The 16,855-nt window shown below is 52.2% G+C and carries 19 protein-coding genes; 5 read left to right on the forward strand and 14 right to left on the reverse strand.

The genetic code is table 11. From position 1 onward, the window contains the following. Nucleotides 1-12: 12 nt before the first annotated feature. The 13 genes from MET42_RS0110915 to MET42_RS0110975 form a co-directional block, all read right to left on the reverse strand. The gene (locus tag MET42_RS0110915) at nt 13-393 is read right to left on the reverse strand and encodes a thioredoxin family protein (protein ID WP_019883025.1); all 381 of its coding nucleotides are present in this window, start codon (nt 391-393) and stop codon (nt 13-15) included. Continuing rightward, entirely contained in the window at nt 390-773 is a 384-nt protein-coding gene (locus tag MET42_RS0110920; protein WP_232411503.1) for a hypothetical protein, read from the reverse strand. The genes MET42_RS0110915 and MET42_RS0110920 overlap by 4 nt, the downstream gene beginning before the upstream one ends. Nucleotides 774-787: 14 nt before the next feature. Continuing rightward, nucleotides 788-1,381, reverse strand: a complete 594-nt coding sequence (locus MET42_RS0110925) for an SRPBCC family protein (RefSeq protein ID WP_019883027.1) — start codon at nt 1,379-1,381, stop codon at nt 788-790. Nucleotides 1,382-1,446: 65 nt separating this feature from the next. Continuing rightward, nucleotides 1,447-2,523, reverse strand: a complete 1,077-nt coding sequence (locus MET42_RS0110930) for a vWA domain-containing protein (RefSeq protein ID WP_019883028.1) — start codon at nt 2,521-2,523, stop codon at nt 1,447-1,449. Beyond that, entirely contained in the window at nt 2,523-3,125 is a 603-nt protein-coding gene (locus MET42_RS0110935; protein WP_019883029.1) for a hypothetical protein, read from the reverse strand. The genes MET42_RS0110930 and MET42_RS0110935 overlap by 1 nt, the downstream gene beginning before the upstream one ends. Continuing rightward, on the reverse strand, nt 3,122-4,156 hold the full coding sequence (locus tag MET42_RS0110940) for a VWA domain-containing protein (RefSeq protein WP_019883030.1): 1,035 nt from the start codon (nt 4,154-4,156) through the stop codon (nt 3,122-3,124). Before MET42_RS0110940 ends, MET42_RS0110935 begins: the two co-directional genes overlap by 4 nt. A 2-nt stretch (nt 4,157-4,158) precedes the next feature. Then, nucleotides 4,159-5,085, reverse strand: coding sequence for a hypothetical protein (locus MET42_RS0110945; protein WP_019883031.1), 927 nt, complete (start codon nt 5,083-5,085; stop codon nt 4,159-4,161). Beyond that, nucleotides 5,082-5,993, reverse strand: a complete 912-nt coding sequence (locus tag MET42_RS0110950) for a DUF58 domain-containing protein (RefSeq protein WP_019883032.1) — start codon at nt 5,991-5,993, stop codon at nt 5,082-5,084. The genes MET42_RS0110945 and MET42_RS0110950 overlap by 4 nt, the downstream gene beginning before the upstream one ends. A 66-nt stretch (nt 5,994-6,059) precedes the next feature. Continuing rightward, the gene (locus MET42_RS0110955) at nt 6,060-7,079 is read right to left on the reverse strand and encodes a MoxR family ATPase (protein ID WP_019883033.1); all 1,020 of its coding nucleotides are present in this window, start codon (nt 7,077-7,079) and stop codon (nt 6,060-6,062) included. 130 nt (nt 7,080-7,209) lie between these two features. Further along, a complete protein-coding gene (locus MET42_RS0110960) occupies nt 7,210-7,485 on the reverse strand; it encodes a methanol dehydrogenase [cytochrome c] subunit (protein ID WP_019883035.1) in 276 nt (91 codons plus the stop codon). An 83-nt stretch (nt 7,486-7,568) separates the two neighbouring features. Beyond that, nucleotides 7,569-8,144 carry a cytochrome c(L), periplasmic gene (gene moxG, locus MET42_RS0110965; protein ID WP_019883036.1) on the reverse strand — a complete coding sequence of 192 codons (576 nt, stop codon included), beginning with the start codon at nt 8,142-8,144 and terminating at the stop codon, nt 7,569-7,571. 69 nt (nt 8,145-8,213) lie between these two features. Further along, nucleotides 8,214-9,056 (reverse strand): methanol oxidation system protein MoxJ, encoded by an 843-nt coding sequence (gene moxJ, locus MET42_RS0110970; RefSeq protein WP_019883037.1) that lies wholly within the window; start codon nt 9,054-9,056, stop codon nt 8,214-8,216. Between the two features lie 94 nt (nt 9,057-9,150). Beyond that, the gene (locus MET42_RS0110975) at nt 9,151-10,947 is read right to left on the reverse strand and encodes a methanol/ethanol family PQQ-dependent dehydrogenase (protein ID WP_019883038.1); all 1,797 of its coding nucleotides are present in this window, start codon (nt 10,945-10,947) and stop codon (nt 9,151-9,153) included. 299 nt (nt 10,948-11,246) lie between these two features. On the opposite strand from MET42_RS0110975, the gene MET42_RS0110980 reads away from it, so the two are divergent. The 5 genes from MET42_RS0110980 to MET42_RS0111000 are packed head-to-tail and all read left to right on the forward strand — an operon-like array spanning nt 11,247 to nt 15,765. Continuing rightward, nucleotides 11,247-12,614, forward strand: a complete 1,368-nt coding sequence (locus tag MET42_RS0110980; RefSeq protein WP_019883039.1) for a sensor histidine kinase — start codon at nt 11,247-11,249, stop codon at nt 12,612-12,614. Further along, nucleotides 12,601-12,954 carry a hypothetical protein gene (locus tag MET42_RS0110985; RefSeq protein WP_019883040.1) on the forward strand — a complete coding sequence of 118 codons (354 nt, stop codon included), beginning with the start codon at nt 12,601-12,603 and terminating at the stop codon, nt 12,952-12,954. The genes MET42_RS0110980 and MET42_RS0110985 overlap by 14 nt, the downstream gene beginning before the upstream one ends. A gap of 15 nt (nt 12,955-12,969) precedes the next feature. Continuing rightward, the gene (locus tag MET42_RS0110990) at nt 12,970-13,602 is read left to right on the forward strand and encodes a response regulator transcription factor (RefSeq protein ID WP_019915176.1); all 633 of its coding nucleotides are present in this window, start codon (nt 12,970-12,972) and stop codon (nt 13,600-13,602) included. A 14-nt stretch (nt 13,603-13,616) separates the two neighbouring features. Further along, complete coding sequence (locus MET42_RS0110995) at nt 13,617-14,363, forward strand: ABC transporter permease (protein WP_019883043.1); 747 nt, start codon at nt 13,617-13,619, stop codon at nt 14,361-14,363. Further along, nucleotides 14,356-15,765, forward strand: a complete 1,410-nt coding sequence (locus MET42_RS0111000) for a GldG family protein (protein WP_232411507.1) — start codon at nt 14,356-14,358, stop codon at nt 15,763-15,765. The genes MET42_RS0110995 and MET42_RS0111000 overlap by 8 nt, the downstream gene beginning before the upstream one ends. Nucleotides 15,766-15,856: 91 nt before the next feature. On the opposite strand, the gene MET42_RS0111005 is transcribed toward MET42_RS0111000, so the two are convergent. Next, entirely contained in the window at nt 15,857-16,840 is a 984-nt protein-coding gene (locus tag MET42_RS0111005) for an EpsD family peptidyl-prolyl cis-trans isomerase (protein ID WP_232411510.1), read from the reverse strand. Nucleotides 16,841-16,855: the final 15 nt, after the last annotated feature.

The following is a 16,855-nucleotide window of genomic DNA, read 5'->3' on the forward strand; positions in this document are numbered from 1 at the left end:
ACGGCAGGGAGGCTAGGAAGCAGATACTCTTTGCGCAAAATGGGCATTAATCGCCGCCATATCCAGCGCTTGCCACATATGCAGATGATGTTTCAGCTCGTGGGCGTGCATAGCGCCATTGACCAGGTCAATCACCACGCGCTCGCGTACCACCATCAACGCTGGTACTTGTGCAACCTGAAAATTGGCCGCCAGGTCTGTGGCCACATCCATATCTACCGTAGCAAACAAGATGTGGGGCGTTTGTGCGGCTACCTCGGCAAATACCGGTGCAAAGGTCTGGCAAGGCGCACACCACTTAGCGGTAAACAGTACAACCATAAAATCATGCGCGGTTACTTGCTGGTTAAACGCGGCTTGGCTGTCTATGGGATAAATATTATTGACACTCATGGAGTTTCCTTGGAAGGGGCGCCTGCTGCTGGCAGGCGTTTAATCACACTCAGGGTCCAGTGTTGCGGTCCGGCTATGCTTTGCGAACAGCCGAGTTCTGCGACCGGCACCTGCGCACTCAACACATGGCGGGTATGGTCTGCCGTTTGCACTTGCATAAACCAGCGATCCACCCACACCTCAACCTCTGCTGAGGCGTCCTGTTCAATGCTGACAGCGGACAGTTGCAGCGACACCAGTTGACCGCCATGTGCCAGACATAGACTGTCATCGGTTTCGACCAGCGTGACCTCACTGTTTTCACTAGCAGCCATGGCCGGGGTAGTGGTCAGGAATATCCAGGCACTGACAGCAACCAGCAAGCGTATGCGGGTCATCATGCTGGCTAACTGATTCAGGCGCACACGCTTGTACCCATGCGTTTAAACAAAGGGCGCAAATGTGCGCAGATCTTGTTGCGCCAGCCACTGCTATTGGCCGCTGCATTCTGGCGAGCGTCTTTCAGGCCTTGCAAGCCGTCTTTGACAAAACTGTCGACCGCACTTTTGGCTGATTCATCATCCTGCCCGGCTGGCGGTTCATTGCCGGTAAAGGCGCGGTAATAGCGTGCTGTCCACACCACCTTGGCATTGCTGCCATCGGCCACCACCTTGATTTTGCCATTCAAGGAGCTGACAGGTAGCGCTTCCAGGTCAATGTCGCCCGACAGGCGATAAGCCACCGTCATGTCTGCGGCAGAAACCTCATCGATTTCCTGTAATAAATGCTTGCCGTTTTTGAGGGTAATTTTTTGCTGCTTGTCGTTGACTGCCTCGCAGGCCGTCACTTGTGGATGCCATTGTACCAGTGCACAAGGCGCGCTGATACGCTTCCATACGGCATCGGCTGCCGAATTTACCTGAATGGATTCATCGGTTTTCTGCGGTGTCGGGCCATGCGCCCAGGCATTTGCACTCATTAATCCAATCAGTAATAAAGACCACTTCATTGTTGCTCCTTCTCTAAAAAACTAAACGTGTTGTTTACTTAAAATCTGTTGTTTACTTAAAACTTTTAGTGACTGCGCAGCCTGATGCCAGACCAGCGTCGCGCCAACCACTTGACCCAGCGACTACCGGAAAATGTCAGCAGCAGGTACAGCAGCCAGCAAACTATCGCCGGCACGGCCAGCCAAGGCCTGAGGTCGGTATCGGCCCAGCGCCAGGCAGTCATGCCCAAGCCAGTCGCCCAACTGCTGCTTTGCGCTGACTGCTCCAGACGCACATAATTCAGGCCAGTGGTGTTAGCCAGGCGTTGCAGGTTCTGTTCATCCAGTGCCGAGAGGTGCGCATTATTCAGCAAATCAGTCCCCGGGCCGTGACCGGCATTGCGGTCATGCTGGCCCTGCTCCATCGCCAGTACCGACAAAGTCTCAGCCATGCCAAAGTTACCGAAACGCTGCACTTCTTCCTGTTCCCAATAGCCGGAAACCGCATTCTTTTCATCCAGCTTGGGGATTTTGCTGGCGACTGGCTTGCCCATGCCGACCAGGTATCCCTGCACATCGCCAGGTTTACCGGCATAGCCGGGCATGTATTTAGGATTGGCAGGTGGCGCCTGCTGGCCATCAGTGAAAAACATGACGCGTATCTGCTTGCCTAATTCCGGTGCCTGTTCCAGGGCGTTGTACAAACCATGCGCGATAAACGAATCCGCAGCCCAGGCCATGCGCCAGTCCATGCTGGCAACCGTTTGGTCCAGCGCGGCGAAATGGGCGCAGACCTCAACCGGCTCCACCACATTCACCACATTGCGTTCGGTAAACATCCCCAGCGCCACCCGTGAACCACAAGGCAAGGCCGATAAGGTTTTGCGTATACTTTGCTTGGCTATTTGCAAGCGACTGATACTTTTACCAGCCACCTGGTAATCAGGCACATTCATGCTTTGCGTGATATCCACCACGAAATACCAGTCATAAACGCGATTGGGTAGCATTAGATGTGGCCGGAATAAGATGATGGTGAGCAACACAAATGTTGCGATAAGGCACGCTTTGCGCCAGGCATACAGCCTGGACCCTTGCCCAGACCAGCCCCCCACCAGGCCTTTTACGACCGCTCGCCATGCCTCAGAAAAACGCAGACGCATCAGGGCATGCCTCTAGGATTACCCGGCATGGCTGGCCAGCCACTTGGCTCTTCTTCTGCCTTGATCTGCTCATCTTCATATTGTTGCGGCCCGGACATGCCATGCGTAGTCGGTGCCAGGCGTAAGGCCAGGTGGTAGTTGTATTTCACCTCAGACCAGTCAGGCTCTACGCGCAAGGCTTTTTGGTAGCTCTCTTTGGCCAGTGCGACCAGCGGACCCGCTTCATCCCAGGCAGGCAGGCCGCGCTGTTCCAGCAAGCGGATCGCTGTGCGCAGGTAAATATTGCCCGAATTAAAATAGGCCTGTTGGCGTAACGCATCACCTTCAGGCACTTTGCTGATCAGAGCGGCAAATTCCGATAATGCCTGTTCGGGCTTAACCTGGTTGTCATAAAACACCGCATTGGCAAACAAAGCCTGGGGCGTCTGGTTAGCGCCAAGCAAGGTGTTTTCAATCAATACATGCGGTTGCAGGCTGCGACGATAGACTTCAGCCTGATAGATATCTATCGCTTGCCTGATCAGCATCACCACTGAGATTAATATCAATAGCCCAGCCCATAACATGCCACGCCGCAGGATGCCCGCCAGTTTTTTATTCATGCCTGCCACCGTTTCAATTCCAATGCATACAAACAGATCAAACACACCGCCGCCAGCCACGCCAAGCCATAGGCATACTGGCTTAAATCCTGCCGCGACACGGGCTCCAGGTATCTGGTCGGTTTATTTTTCAGTGTGGAAATATCGCGTACTGCCGCCATCACCGCTTGCGGGTTTTCAGCTTCATACACGCGGTAAGGCACATTCAGGGTCTGGAAGTATTCATGCAGGGCATACTCAGGGTAGGCATCAATATTTTCGCCTTCTGCCAGGCTTTGCTTAAGGCTGACGCCACTCTCGGAGCGTAGATAAATCCAGTACAGTGAAGCCTTCTGGCGCATAAACATGGCGCGTAACATATCCTGCGTTTTACCATCCAGATGCGCGCCACCGTCCGACACCAGCACCATGGCGCGTGCGCCGGTGACTGGCTGGTCCGCAAAGTAATCCAGTGCCATACCCAAGCCACGCGCCACGGCGGTAAAGCCCATGCCACCGGCTTCGGTGGCATCCAGTGCCGCCTGCACAAACTCACGGTCATTGCCCAGTGGTGCCGCCAGAATTGGGGAAGTACTGAAAGTCACCATGCCCATTAAATCATCATGCCCTTGTGCGACCAGCGTTTTAAGGACCTTGCGGGCGACTTCCATCTTGGGCACGCGTGCTTGTGCATCGTCACCTTTTTTTACAAATGGCTCATTCATGCTGGCACTGCGGTCCAGCACGATCATGACATGCGCACCACGTCCTATCTTTTCGACATATTGCGATTTCAGGTAAGGGCCGGTGAGCGCCAGACTCAAGGCCAGTATCAATAGACTTAATGCCATCTTCCACAGGCGATCCAGCCAGGCAGATAGCGGATCTGCGGGTAACCCTTGTAACGCCGGATGCGGGAAATTCATTTGCCCGCGCAATACCCATGGCAATACGGCCAAAGGTAACAACAGCAATGGCCAGAAATCCGTCAGCCCCCAGTGCTCATTAAAGCCTGAAGCCAGTAATACGGTTTGCGCGCCTTCTTCCCACATGTTCAGGAAATCTCCACCTGGCTTAAGGTTTTGGCGAGCTGTTTCAACTCACTCAGTGACAAAGACACTGGTTGACCGGCAAAAAAAGTTTGCTGAACATTGTGGTAAAAATCCTGCAATTTGTCGCGATAAGGTGTGATGGCTGATTGACTGGCCAGCAGCCTGGGCAAATTTTCTGCGGTGACGGCGTAACCGGCAAATTGATCGACTGCGCGACTAATCAGGCGCATGGCGTGCATACGCGTTTCATCTTGGTCTTGCTTTAAGCGACGGATACCATGCCACGCCTGCCTAAACGGCATGCGTTTTTCCTGCGGAAACTGGATCCAGCCCAGATACCAGGCAAAATAAACCAGGCCTGAACCCAACAGAAGAAACCAAGCAGCCAGCTGCCACAGTTGAGTGGAGAGCGGCCACTCGGGCAATGGCGCATCCGGGTAAAGTTTGACGTGCTCGGCATCAATACGCGCTGGCAGCAGGCTGGAAACAATGACTTTGTCAGCAGGTATATCTATCGTCAGGCGTTGCTGGTCGCGTTTAAATTGCAGGTGCAGGTTTTTCAGCGGCAAGGTTTTCACCGTGTCACCTGCCACAAATATCTGCCAGTCGATATCGAGTTGGATCAGGCGTTCAGCTTTGCTGTCACTGTTAGTCCAGTGTGCTTTCCTGAGTTCTATGGCTTCATTTTGTGCTGGCGCTGGTAGACTGGCAGGATCCAGTTCAAAGCCTGACGGCACATGCAGCTTAATATGTTGCCGAGCAATACTGCCCAGGGTGTAATCGGCTTCGCGAGTATGGCTTTCGGCGCGTGGCTTATTAGCATCGTTCGCATATGATGATTGCATCACAGCCAGCCACAGCAGGCTACCTACCAGTTTTAACAACCTTTTATGTTTTTGCCCATGCATTGCATGCAATCCCATAGTCATGACATGCTCTCCATCAAATGACGACTCACTTCTTCTGCTCGCCAGCCCGGCTTTAACCACAAGGGAGCGCGCGTACCCGCGGTTAAAAATCGTGCATTGAGTGACTTTTTTTGCTGTTTTGCATGGTCGGCGATCTGCTGGTGCAACTTACGCCTCAACATCCAGCTGCGTTCTTCACCGGTTTCCATATCGCGCAGGCGTGCCCAGCCAAAGCTGGGTAAACCCGCTGTCGCGGTACGGTCGCGTAGAACAACCGGAATCACATCGTGATGCTGTCCAGCTTGCAGGGTCTGTTGCAACAAGGCATCCGGCCAGTAAAAGTCAGACAACAGGAAAACCAGCGCGCGTTGCGAACCTAGCGACATGAGCGTTTCCGGGATAGCGTTGGCACTGCGGCCATCAGCACGATTCATTGTTTCTGCCTGCTGCCAGTAACGTGTGATTTGTTGTGCCACGGCCTGCGCTGTGCCCGGTTGAAAACTGGGCAATACTTGCAATGCCAGTTGTTCGTGATCATCTGCCGCGCGCATGCCAAACGCGTCGCCTTGCCGGTTGGCAGACCAGGCCAGCGAAGAGACAAACTCTGTCACCTGCTGGCGCATATTGGCCTCGCCCTGGAAAAACATGGAGCTGGAGACATCGATAATCGCATAGACCCGTACAGCAGCGCGTTCCAGATAGGTTCTCACCAGCCATTGCCTGGGTACAGTGCGCACGCTGGCGCGGATATCGATGCGTTTCGGGTCAGGGCACGCCAGCAACGAGGCAAACCCGGCAAAGTCACTGCCATTGCCATGGTGCGTAGTGAGCGTTGCCCCGGCGTGGTATGACTTGGAGCGCCAGTTGATATTGTAAAAAAACTGGCTTGGCTCAAACGCAGCCTGAAGCTGCGACGATGATGGACTCATCTCGGAAGCATTCGCCGTGGGTACTGACAGGATAGCCATAAAGATAAAAACAGACTGCCGCCAGACTTAAGGGGCAGACACCTTGTCCAGAACCGCTTGCAATAACAGTGGCGCCAGTCGTGCGTGTTGCAGGGCATAAGCGCCATTGAAGAATACGCGATGCGTCATGACAAATGGCCACACGGCACGGATATCGTCCGGCGTTAAATAATCACGGCCTTCTATCCAGGCACGCGTGCGCGCACTGCGCATGAGCATGGCGGTACCGCGCGGGCTGGCACCGCCAGCCAGCAAGCGTGACATATCGACATCGGGTAACTGGATGCCGGCTGCTACCGGGTCTTTTAGCGCACGCCATAAATCAACGGCATACTCCTGCAATGCGATTTCGGCCCGGACTGAATTCTGTATGGTTTCCGCGACCAGGTTTAACTGGTCGTAAGGCGTTAATCCGGCGGGCAGTGTCGCAATCAGCGCATCCACATCATAAAAACGGGTATCAAACATCAATGCCCGCTGCAGGTCACGCTCATCCGGCGCCTGCACCGAAATTTCCATCAAGAAGCGATCACGTGCGGCAGCAGGGATTTCAAAGGTTTCTTCACGTTCCAGCCGGTTGCGGTCGGCAAACACCGTCAGGTGCGGGAAACGGTATTCGCGGTTGAATGCATTGACTGAACGTTCAGCCATCAAGCGTAAAAACAGAGCATGTGCCTGCGGACGGGCACGGTTGATTTCATTAAAGAAAAACACCGCCAGTGCTTCATCGTGCTGCAACAACGGCCCGGGTTTAACCGCGGCCTGGCCTTGCTCATTGATATAGGCATGGTAAAGAAAGTCGCTGGGCATCAGGTCAATTGCGCCTTCTATCCGTTGATAGCCACCACCCAATAGTTGCGCTGCTGCACGTAACAGTGTGGTCTTACCTACCCCGACATCGCCTTCCAGCAACACGTGCCCACGTGAAAAAATCGCAATAGTCAGTGCGCGCGTTTGCTCCGGCATGCCCACCACCACGGTGTTAATGGCCTTTTCAAATGCTAGGGCGCGCTCACGCCAGGCGGCTAATTCAATTTTATTTTCCATACACCATCCATGATTCAGAATGAAACAGGCCACTGTCGACTGCATACAATCGACACCGGTTTGCCACATGCATTGAGGGGGCGAAACTGACACCGGAAACGATGCCAGTTTCCTAGGGGGGAATTTAAGATTACTTCACGTCAAACACGAAATTGCCGCTGGATTTGGCATTCGCAATGCGTTTTGCGTTGCGTGCATCCATCAATTTGATGGATTCCTCTTGCTTGTTGAGTTCTACCGGATCATGTTTCGGGTCATATTTGGAACCCGCAATTTTTTCCGGATAGCCAGGTTTGGCTTCCCAGCAGTTTCCTGGCTCTTTACAACTTTGACCGTCGTAAGCCAGCGCCTGATTTGACACCGCAAACACACTGGCAACAGCCAGTAATGCCAATACGTGTTTCATCACTTTCTCCTTAATCATAAATTAGCTGGTGTATTGTTTTCGATTAACGGATTGCCCACCAGCCTAACAATCCGATAATGGGTTTAACCGTGCGGCGCAGCGCCACCGTTTTTAAGGTTTTCTTCGGCCTGATGACGAATCCAGGCGATCACATGCAGGATCTCATCAACCGTCATACGGCCCTGTTGCGGCCCCATCATGCCGGCAGCACCGCCATAAATGGTTTCAAAAATACCTTTATCGGTTTCATTCTTAGGGTAGGTCCAGTAATCATCAGCCAGTGCTGGTCCCAACTTGCCTTCAGCCAAGTGACCGTGGCAGCCGGAACAGGCGGTAGAGAAAATGGTGTAGCCTTTTTTAATCTCTTCCTCATTGCCACGGTACGGGTTTTCACCGGTTGCCATGAAATGCTTGGCTTCAGGCGTGAAGGTTTCATCTTCCATCGGCGCAAGGTCCAGCACATCGCCGGACAGCGTGCCGCGGAACTCGATCGCCGGGCCATCCTTCAGTACCACTTTCGCTAGCTCAGTTTTGCTGGCACCCTGGGTTTGCGCAGAGGTGTCGTCTTTGGCGCACGCCACGGTAAAGAAAGTCGCCATGACCAGACCAGAGATGCCGAACGCCATCGCCAGCTGTTGTTTCACACGGCGCAACGGCATGGCCTGCGATTGAGATTGTTGAGATTCTTTCAATTCAAACTCCAAAAACTAATTAATCAAGATTGTGATTTACTGAAGGTTCAGCAGAGGAATACCTTCCTCTTTGAGAATGGCGGTGATTTCCATCCCGTGTTTTTCAATGACGCCATTCAGGGCCTGTAGCAACTCAGGGCGTTTTTTGCTCACACCCATGACCACGTCGTAATGCATGGGGATTTTTTCACCATTGGTTTTTTTGGCGTTGTCTTCCACCATCACCATTTTCAATGGCACTTCAGAGGCACGCACATAACGTGCGGCTTCAGGCGCCCACAACATGGCCATATGCAGATGCATGTTGGCGACATCATTCACCAGGCGTGAAGGTTCAACATGCACATAGCGATTACGCGTGGACTGAAAATTCTGGATTTCAGTGAAGTAGTCAAACATGTCATCAAAGCGGTTAATCTGCAGCAGCATGTTTTTACCCGGGCTGTCCGGCATCACGCCGATACGGAAATTCTTTTCCTTGAGGTAAGGATGATCCCAGGAAGTGACATCGATTTCGCGGTCGACACGGGTGACGAATACGTAGCCGGAACGGTAATAAGGCTTGGTCACCAGCACACGCGGATCATTCGGGTCAGTGCCAATCAGCACATCACACTTGCCTTCTTCCATGTCCTTTTGCAGGGTTAACGGGTTAGTCCACCAGAAATAATTGACGGGGACATTCAGTGTTTTGCCAATGACAGCAGCGATCTTGTTTTCAAAGCCTTGTTTCTGGTCATTGGAAAAAGGTAATTCGGATTTACCGGCACAGATATTCAGTGCATCGGCAGCAAGTGTGGGCAATGCAAACACACTCAGGGTCAAGGACAAGCAGACGCTCAACCAGGTACGACTATTCTTTTTAACTTCAGCAAACATTTGTTCTCTTCTCCATTAGAGAGAACAGGATGACCGGCCATCCTTGCGTCTGACGGCCATCCTGCACACTACATCAACAGGTTTACTGTATGAATTACAGGCTAAACACCATCAGGCCACCGCCCATTTGTGTGTGGTTTTGCAGTTCTTTGAACGCTCCAACCGCACCCAAACCAGCGCTAGGGTCTGTCAGGTCAAACACCAGACCAACACCTGGCCAGCCGCCTACACCGTACATGCTGCCAACGTACTGCTTACCTTTGAAGGAGTAAGTCATAGGAGATCCGATACCACCGGATGGCATCTTGAAGTTCCACAACTCTTTACCGTCTTTGTTATCCAAAGCTTTCAGGTAACCATCAAGTGTTGCGTACCATACCAAGCCGCCTTTGGTGTACAAAGTACCGCCCCAGGCCGCGAATTTCTCCCACTTGGTCCATTTCGCCTTACCTGTCGTCAAGTCGAAAGCACGGATCTGACCCATTTCTTTCTTGGTTGGGCCGTTAGGACCGGGGTACATCGCCAGTGTTGCACCAACGAAGAACTGACCTGCACGGTATGGCAGCATGAACGGCTCCCAATCCATACAAATGTGGTTCAGACCAGCGTACAAAGTACGGCTTTCCGGATCGTAGGAGTCAACACCTTGGTTGTGGAAGCCCATCGCTGATGGACAAATATTGGTACCTTTGTGGTCCATACGGGTTGCAAACTCAGGATCACGTACCGGCGTACCGGTTTTCAGGTCCACTTTTTTGAACACGTTGACTGCCGGATCGACTTTTTCAGCGACGATCAGGCTGCCGTTTTCACGGTTCAGTGTGTACAGGATACCGTTACGGTCAATGTGGCTTAGCAGCGGAGTCACTTTGCCGTTGACTGGTTGGTCAGTCAGCACCATCTGGTTCACACCAGCAAAGTCCCACTCATCGTGAGGCGTTTTTTGGTAACCCCATTTAGCCATACCGGTGTCCAGGTCACGACCCCAGATCGTCATGGTCCACTTGTTGTCACCAGGACGCATGGTTTCGTTCCATGGTGCCGGGTTGCCAGAACCGTAGTAGAACAGGTTCAATTTAGGGTCATAAGCATACCAACCCCAGTTTGTACCGCCACCAATTTTCCAGGCATCGCCTTCCCAGGTTTTAGTACCCAGGCCGAATTGACCGTAGTGTGGATTGTCTTTGTTGAAGTCTTTCGCCAGACGCACAGAGTCGTCAGAACCGGTCGCAAACGCACGCCATTTCAGTTCACCTGTTTTCAGGTCGAAGGCGTTTACCGCGCCACGTACACCCAGCTCGGCACCTGAACAACCCATCAGGATAGTGTCTTTAGCCACGAAAGGCGCTTGTGTCAGTGTAGAACCCACTTTTGGATCACATACTTCCACTTCCCAGTTGGTTTTACCGGTTTTTGCATCCAAAGCCAGCAAATGACCATTGGCCTGTTTCTTAATAATTTGACCAGCGCCGTATGCCAGACCGCGGTCAACCACGTCACAGCACATCACTGCTTTAGTAGAAGCATCTTGCTTAGGCTTGTGTTGCCAAACAATTTTGCCTGGATCGTTCAGGTTCAGGGCGTATGTATTGTTTGGGAAAGCAGAGTGGATGTACATCATGTCACCAATGACCAATGGCGCACCTTCGTGACCATTCAGTACACCGGTGGAGAATGACCACGCAGCTTTCACATTTTTTACGTTGGATTTGTTGATTTGAGCCAATGGGCTGTTGTGCTGGCTATAATAGCCACCAGTTGCGATCGGCCAGGCACCAGGTGTGTTCACCTGCTTGTCCAGCTCTGCATCCGCCATGGCCAGGCCAGAAAAGCTTGCAAACAAGCCTCCGACCAAAGCGCCTAAAATGGCACTAGATGATCTTACTTTCATACTATCTCCTAATCTCTCAAGAATGAGTTTCACGTGGTGTTGCGACATCCCCCCGAATGCCGCACTGCACGACCTGAATTATTAATAATTTGTAACAAAGGCAATAGATGAATGATTCCCTATCATTGCTTCAACAATTCATTCATGCAGACCGGTCATATAAGGGAATTTTTCACGGGGCAGTTGATTGAGATGTGGTCTATAGTGGCGCAGGTTCACACAAGGCGGGAGCAAGTTGGCTACCGCCATATAGCTTCACAGCGTTTGGTCACTCAGTCATGCATTCTTATCAACGATCTATGCCAGTTATTACTGCTCTACACAAACTCGGCAAATTAAGCCGGGCCAGCCAGGACACGCTCATTGTGATGACGGGCGTGGTGCTGACGTTTGTCTGTGCATCTGAATTCGACCTGGCCGAGCGCGTCAACACCTGGTTACTGACCTATGAATATGCGCAACTGGACGAGGTCCCGCTCACATTGTTTGTGTTTGTGTTATTGAGCGTCTGGTTCAGCCAGCGCCGCATGCGGGAAATTCATGCTGAAATCCAGCGCAGAAAACACACAGAAGCCCAATTAAGCAGCAGCCAGCAACTGTATAAAACGCTGTTCGATGGCGACCTGACCGGTAATGTGGTGCTGGATATTGATGGCAATATCGGCATGCACAATCGTGCATTTGACCGTATCTGCCGCCCGCTGAATGATGACAAAAACGCCTGCGTACTGTTTTCATTTGATTGGCCAACCTTTGTATCGCAACTGCAATACCACCAGGAACTCAATTTCAACAAGCTGCAAATCCGGCGACCAGATGGCCTGCCCTGCTATGTGGGCGCGCGCTTTGTCTATGTGCCGGCAGCAGAGCGCAAACCGGCACAAATTCACGGCTACCTGGTCGACATGACCGAGCAATGCCTGGTGGAACTTGACCTTGAACGCACCTTGAAAGAAAACCGTGTGCTGGCGCGTCATGCCATGCAGATGCAAGAGCAGGAGCGTAAATATATCGCCAGCGAGATTCATGACGAAACGGGTCAATATTTGACGGCGATTCGTATGGATGCACTGACCTTGCAAAAAAGTAATCCCGATCAGGCCCATGTGATTGCAGTGAGGATTGCCTCCAATACCCAGCATGTGCAGCAGTCCATACGTGCGCTGATTAAGCATTTACGACCACCGGCACTTGATTCGCTAGGCCTGATTGGCGCCGTTGAGCGCCTGGTCAATGACTGGAAGAAACTCAATCCGTCCGTCGACTGCCACCTCACACTGGATACCAGCGAACAGACATTGAACGAAGACACCAATATTGTTGCTTTCCGCGTTGTGCAGGAAGCGCTGACCAATATTGCACGCCACGCCCATGCCAGTGAAGTGTGGATAGATATCCATATCATCAAGCGCCAGGACAAAGCCATGCTGCAAATCGAAATCCGTGATAACGGCAAAGGCATGGATACCACGCAGGCAACCGAAGGTGTCGGCCTGGTCGGCATGCGCGAGCGTATCGAGTCGCTGCAAGGCAGTTTCAAACTCATGAGCGGCTTACAGGCTGGCACCCTGATTACCGGCCTGCTGCCACTCAACACCAGCAAGCAGGTACGCCCTGCTGCATCCTTATTGTCAAACCCGGGAGTAAACGACTATGCAACCCCTTAAATGGCTAAGCCTGATTGCACTGATGATGCCGCTGGCATTGTCTGCAAAAGATCTGCAAACAGAAGAACAACCTTTTTTGCAGGCCTATAGTGGCCAGTCGCGCCAGTTTGTAGAAGAGCAACTAGGCAAACCCGTCAAAAAAGAAATGGCAGTGAAACCACACAACGCAGACCAGATTTTGCAACAACAACAGCAAGCAGCCCCTGGTGCTGGCGAACAGATTGAGATGTGGTATTACCGCGGCAAGATTCAATATGCGCCAAACAAGTTTTTCAATACTGCCGAGCTCACCTTTGCCAACGACAAATGCGTGAACATCACCTTTGCCAATAAAAAATAAGGCGCACGCAGACCCATGGCAAAAGTAATGATCGCGGATGACCATGCCATGCTCAGGCAAGGCTTGCGCACTATGCTGGAACAGGCAAACCACCAGGTTTCTGCGGATGCGCTAAGTGGTGAAGAGGCCTGCCTGTTGGTAGAAAAGAATCACCCTGACCTGCTGATTCTGGACCTGGATATGCCAGGCATCGGTGGCCTGGAAACCCTGAAGCGCATTTTGCATCGTAAACCGCAAATGCGGGTACTGATTTTCAGCATGCATGATGACTGCATCTACGCCACGCGCGCCATTCAAGCGGGTGCACGCGGTTACGTGACCAAAACCGAACCGCCAGAAGTGGTGCTGGAAGCGGTACAGAAGATCCTCAAAGGCGGACGTTATATCAATAACGAGCTAGCGCAGAGTTTGTCCATGTATCACCTGGAAAGTCAGGAAAACCCGATCCAGAAATTATCCCCGCGCGAATTTGAAGTCTTTCGCCGCATCGCCCAGGGCGAGGCGCTGGCAGCCATCGCCAAAGGCATGCATATCGGCTATAAAACAGTGGCCAATATCCAGACCAGCGTGCGGCAAAAACTGGGGGTGGAAACTACTGGCCAGGTGGTGCATATCGCCGTGCGCTTCGGCATTATCAAAGGCCTGTAATCAGGTCATTCGCCATGATTCTGATTATTGCCCGCAAAGAACTCCGCAGCCTGTTTGCCACCCCCATGGGCTGGCTGATTCTGGCCATTTTCCAGGCCATTGCCGGCACCTATTACAGCCTGAGTTTTAACCAGTATTTTGAAATCATGCGCAGTGCACAATGGCAAGTGCAGCGTATCGGCATCACCCAGTTTATGGCAGAAGGTGTGTTTGGCGTCGCCGCAATATTAATGCTGTTTGTGGTGCCACTGGTATCGATGAAACTCATTAGCGAAGAACGCAAAAACCAGACCATGGCCTTGCTGATGAGCGCGCCGTTAAGCATGAGTGAGCTTATTTTAGGCAAGCTGCTGGGTATCGTCACCTATCTCAGCATACTGATTATCAGTATGGTGCTCATGATTGCCATGCTGTTACCCTGGGCAGAAATTGACCTGCCTTACCTGCTCACACATGCCTTGGGACTGTGGTTGCTGGTGGTAGCCAGCAGTGCATTGGGGCTATATGTGTCCTGCTTGACGGCGAATCCAATCCTGGCGGCATTTTGCAGCATGACAGCCCTCTCCGTCTGTTTACTACTGGACAAGTTCTTTAGTGACAATCGTCAGGCGCTGTTTCATGACCTATCCCTGATGCAGCACTACCGCCAATTCTCATTGGGCATACTCAACAGCTACGACATATTATTTTTCGTGCTGTTCGCACTGTTTTTTGTGCTGCTTTCTATCCGCCGTTTACATGCTGACCGACTTTATGGCTAACCTCTGGCAACGCGCCTCAATCAAACACTGGCTGGCGAGTGCAGCACACTGGTGGCAACACCGCCTGGCGGTGCCTGCCTTGCTGCTGCTCACGCTGGCACTGGGCGTGCTCGCCTGGCAGTTCCACATCATGGCGGATACGACGCACAATCACCGCAACACCTTATCTGCAGCCAGTATTCAGGTGCTACAACATTTACCAGGCACCATCGAAATCACCGCTTTTTGCAGTAATAGCCCTTACAAAGGGCGTTATTTCAGAAAGTCGATCACCTCGCTGCTGCAGCGTTATCAATACCTGCATGCAGATTTACGTGTGCAATTTATTGACCCAGCCAGCTCACCGACCCTGGCCCGCGAGCAGCAGATCAAAAAAGAAGGCGAAATGATCATCCGCTATCGCGGCCAAGAAAAGCGCATGTATTTGCCATACACCGAAGAAGCGTTTACCAATGTATTGCTACAACTACAGCATGGTGAACGCGCGCCACTATTATTTGCCAGCGGACAGGGTGAAACCGCACTAGACAACACCTCTGACAGTGGTGGCAGCCAGCTAGCACAAGCCATGCAAGCAGCCGGTTTACAGGTAATGGCGAGCACATCACTGACTTATGTCGCGAGTAAAAACAAGCCATTATCCACCCTAGTGCTGGCAGGCGCCACACAGGCTTATACACCTGCGCAGGCAGCCGCCATCAAAGCCCATCTAACCCAGGGTGGTAACCTGGTCTGGCTGGTCGACTCAGCACAAACACAAGGCCTGCAAGCGCTGGCTGAAGGGTTAGGCCTCGATATCAGCCCAGGTATGGTCATAGACCCAGCCAATCGCCAGTTCGATATTCCGCTGCATGCCTTGAGTACACAGCGCTATGCCGCACAAGGCCCGACCCAGGAGTTTGCCCTGCGCACCTTTTTTGAGGAGGCACATGCCATCCAGCGCATGCGCCAGCCAAATGATACATGGCGTACGCTACCACTGGTTGCGGCGGCAGAGCATGGCTGGGTCAGCGCGAGTTATCGCCCTGGGCAGTCAACAGCGCTGCCTGCGTTTAATGCCGACACAGATATGCAGGGGCCTGCCACGGTGATGCTGGCGTTAGAAAAAGAACGGGCCACGGGCGAGCATCAACGTATTCTGGTCATCGGCAGCCGGCAGTTTTTTAGCAACAGTCAGTTACAGCGCGGTGGCAATCTGGCGCTCAGTATGCAAAGCCTGCAATGGGTGGTCAATAATCAGCCTAGCATCAGTTTGCCCGTCACCCCGTTAAGAGATAGCGTGATTGCCCTGCCATCGACTCAGACCTGGCTGATCTTGTTATTTAATAGCTTTCAATTTGGCTTGCCAGCTCTGTTGCTGTGGGCAGGCTGGATGCGCTGGCGTAGAAAACAGCAACATTAAAGCCATCGCCATTCTGTTTTGCGCGTAGATAAAACTCGTACCCAATAAAAAACCCCGGCAAGCCGGGGTTTTCGCAAAGTTGCTAGCTGAACTACAGGCCAGACAATCCTTTTTCAATCGCTTGATTATGATGTGCTGGCTGCTCAGTCGTCTCAGACACTGGCGAAGCCACGGCTGATTCCGGTTTTGCCTCAGCAGGTGCCACAGGCACTGTCGGCGCAGTCGCGGCGCCGCTATCCAGGGTCAGTTTGGAAAAGTCGCCGTAGAACTCCACTTTAGCGTCCTTGCGCAAGGCAGACACTTCATTCTTGATCACAGTTTGCTGATTTGAGTTCACCAGGAATTGCTGGATCACAGGTTTTGCTTTTTCCAGATCCACCGGTTGACGGTCAACTTTGGCCAAAAACAGCAGCACCAAGGCCTGAGGGCTTTTCACCACCAGCGTATCGCCCGCTTTCAAAGTGTTCAGTTTTTTCAAGAGCTCCAACGGTAGTTGCTCAGCCGCTTTACGGCTGGCATTGGCACTAAACACATAGTTATTGTCTTTTAACCATTTGGCCAAGTCATCTGCCGTTTTTGCGGCGCTAATCCCGGCCTCAATGTCGCTGGCATGCTCATTGCCATCCTTGATGGCAAACTCCTGAATCACATACACGTTACGCTCGCTGAATAATTCAGGATGTGTGTCGTAAAACTTCTTGATGTCATCCGCAGACGGCGCTGCTTGTTTAGCCGCTACCTTTTGCATGTAAGCCTGTGCCAGCACCTGTTGTTTGGTCGCTTCCAGCACTTGCAGTACATTCGGATCACGGTCCAGCTTTTCATCCACAGACTTCTGCTTGAGCAACTCCAGATCGACCATTTGTTGCAATACTTTTTCAGAAGCCGCCTTGACTTGTGACTGATCCAGCTTACCCAGTTTGGATAAGGCAAAATTCAATTGATGCACGGTAATTTCACTGCCGTTCACTTTGGCCACGACTTGTGACCCGGCTTTGGCCGCGTCATCATGTTTACTGCACCCGGCCATCACCAGCATCAGTGCTGGCACAATTAATGCGATTTTTTTCATCATCACCCTTTAATATTT

The sequence above is a fragment of the Methylophilus sp. 42 genome (assembly GCF_000384155.1).
Lineage (GTDB): Bacteria > Pseudomonadota > Gammaproteobacteria > Burkholderiales > Methylophilaceae > Methylophilus.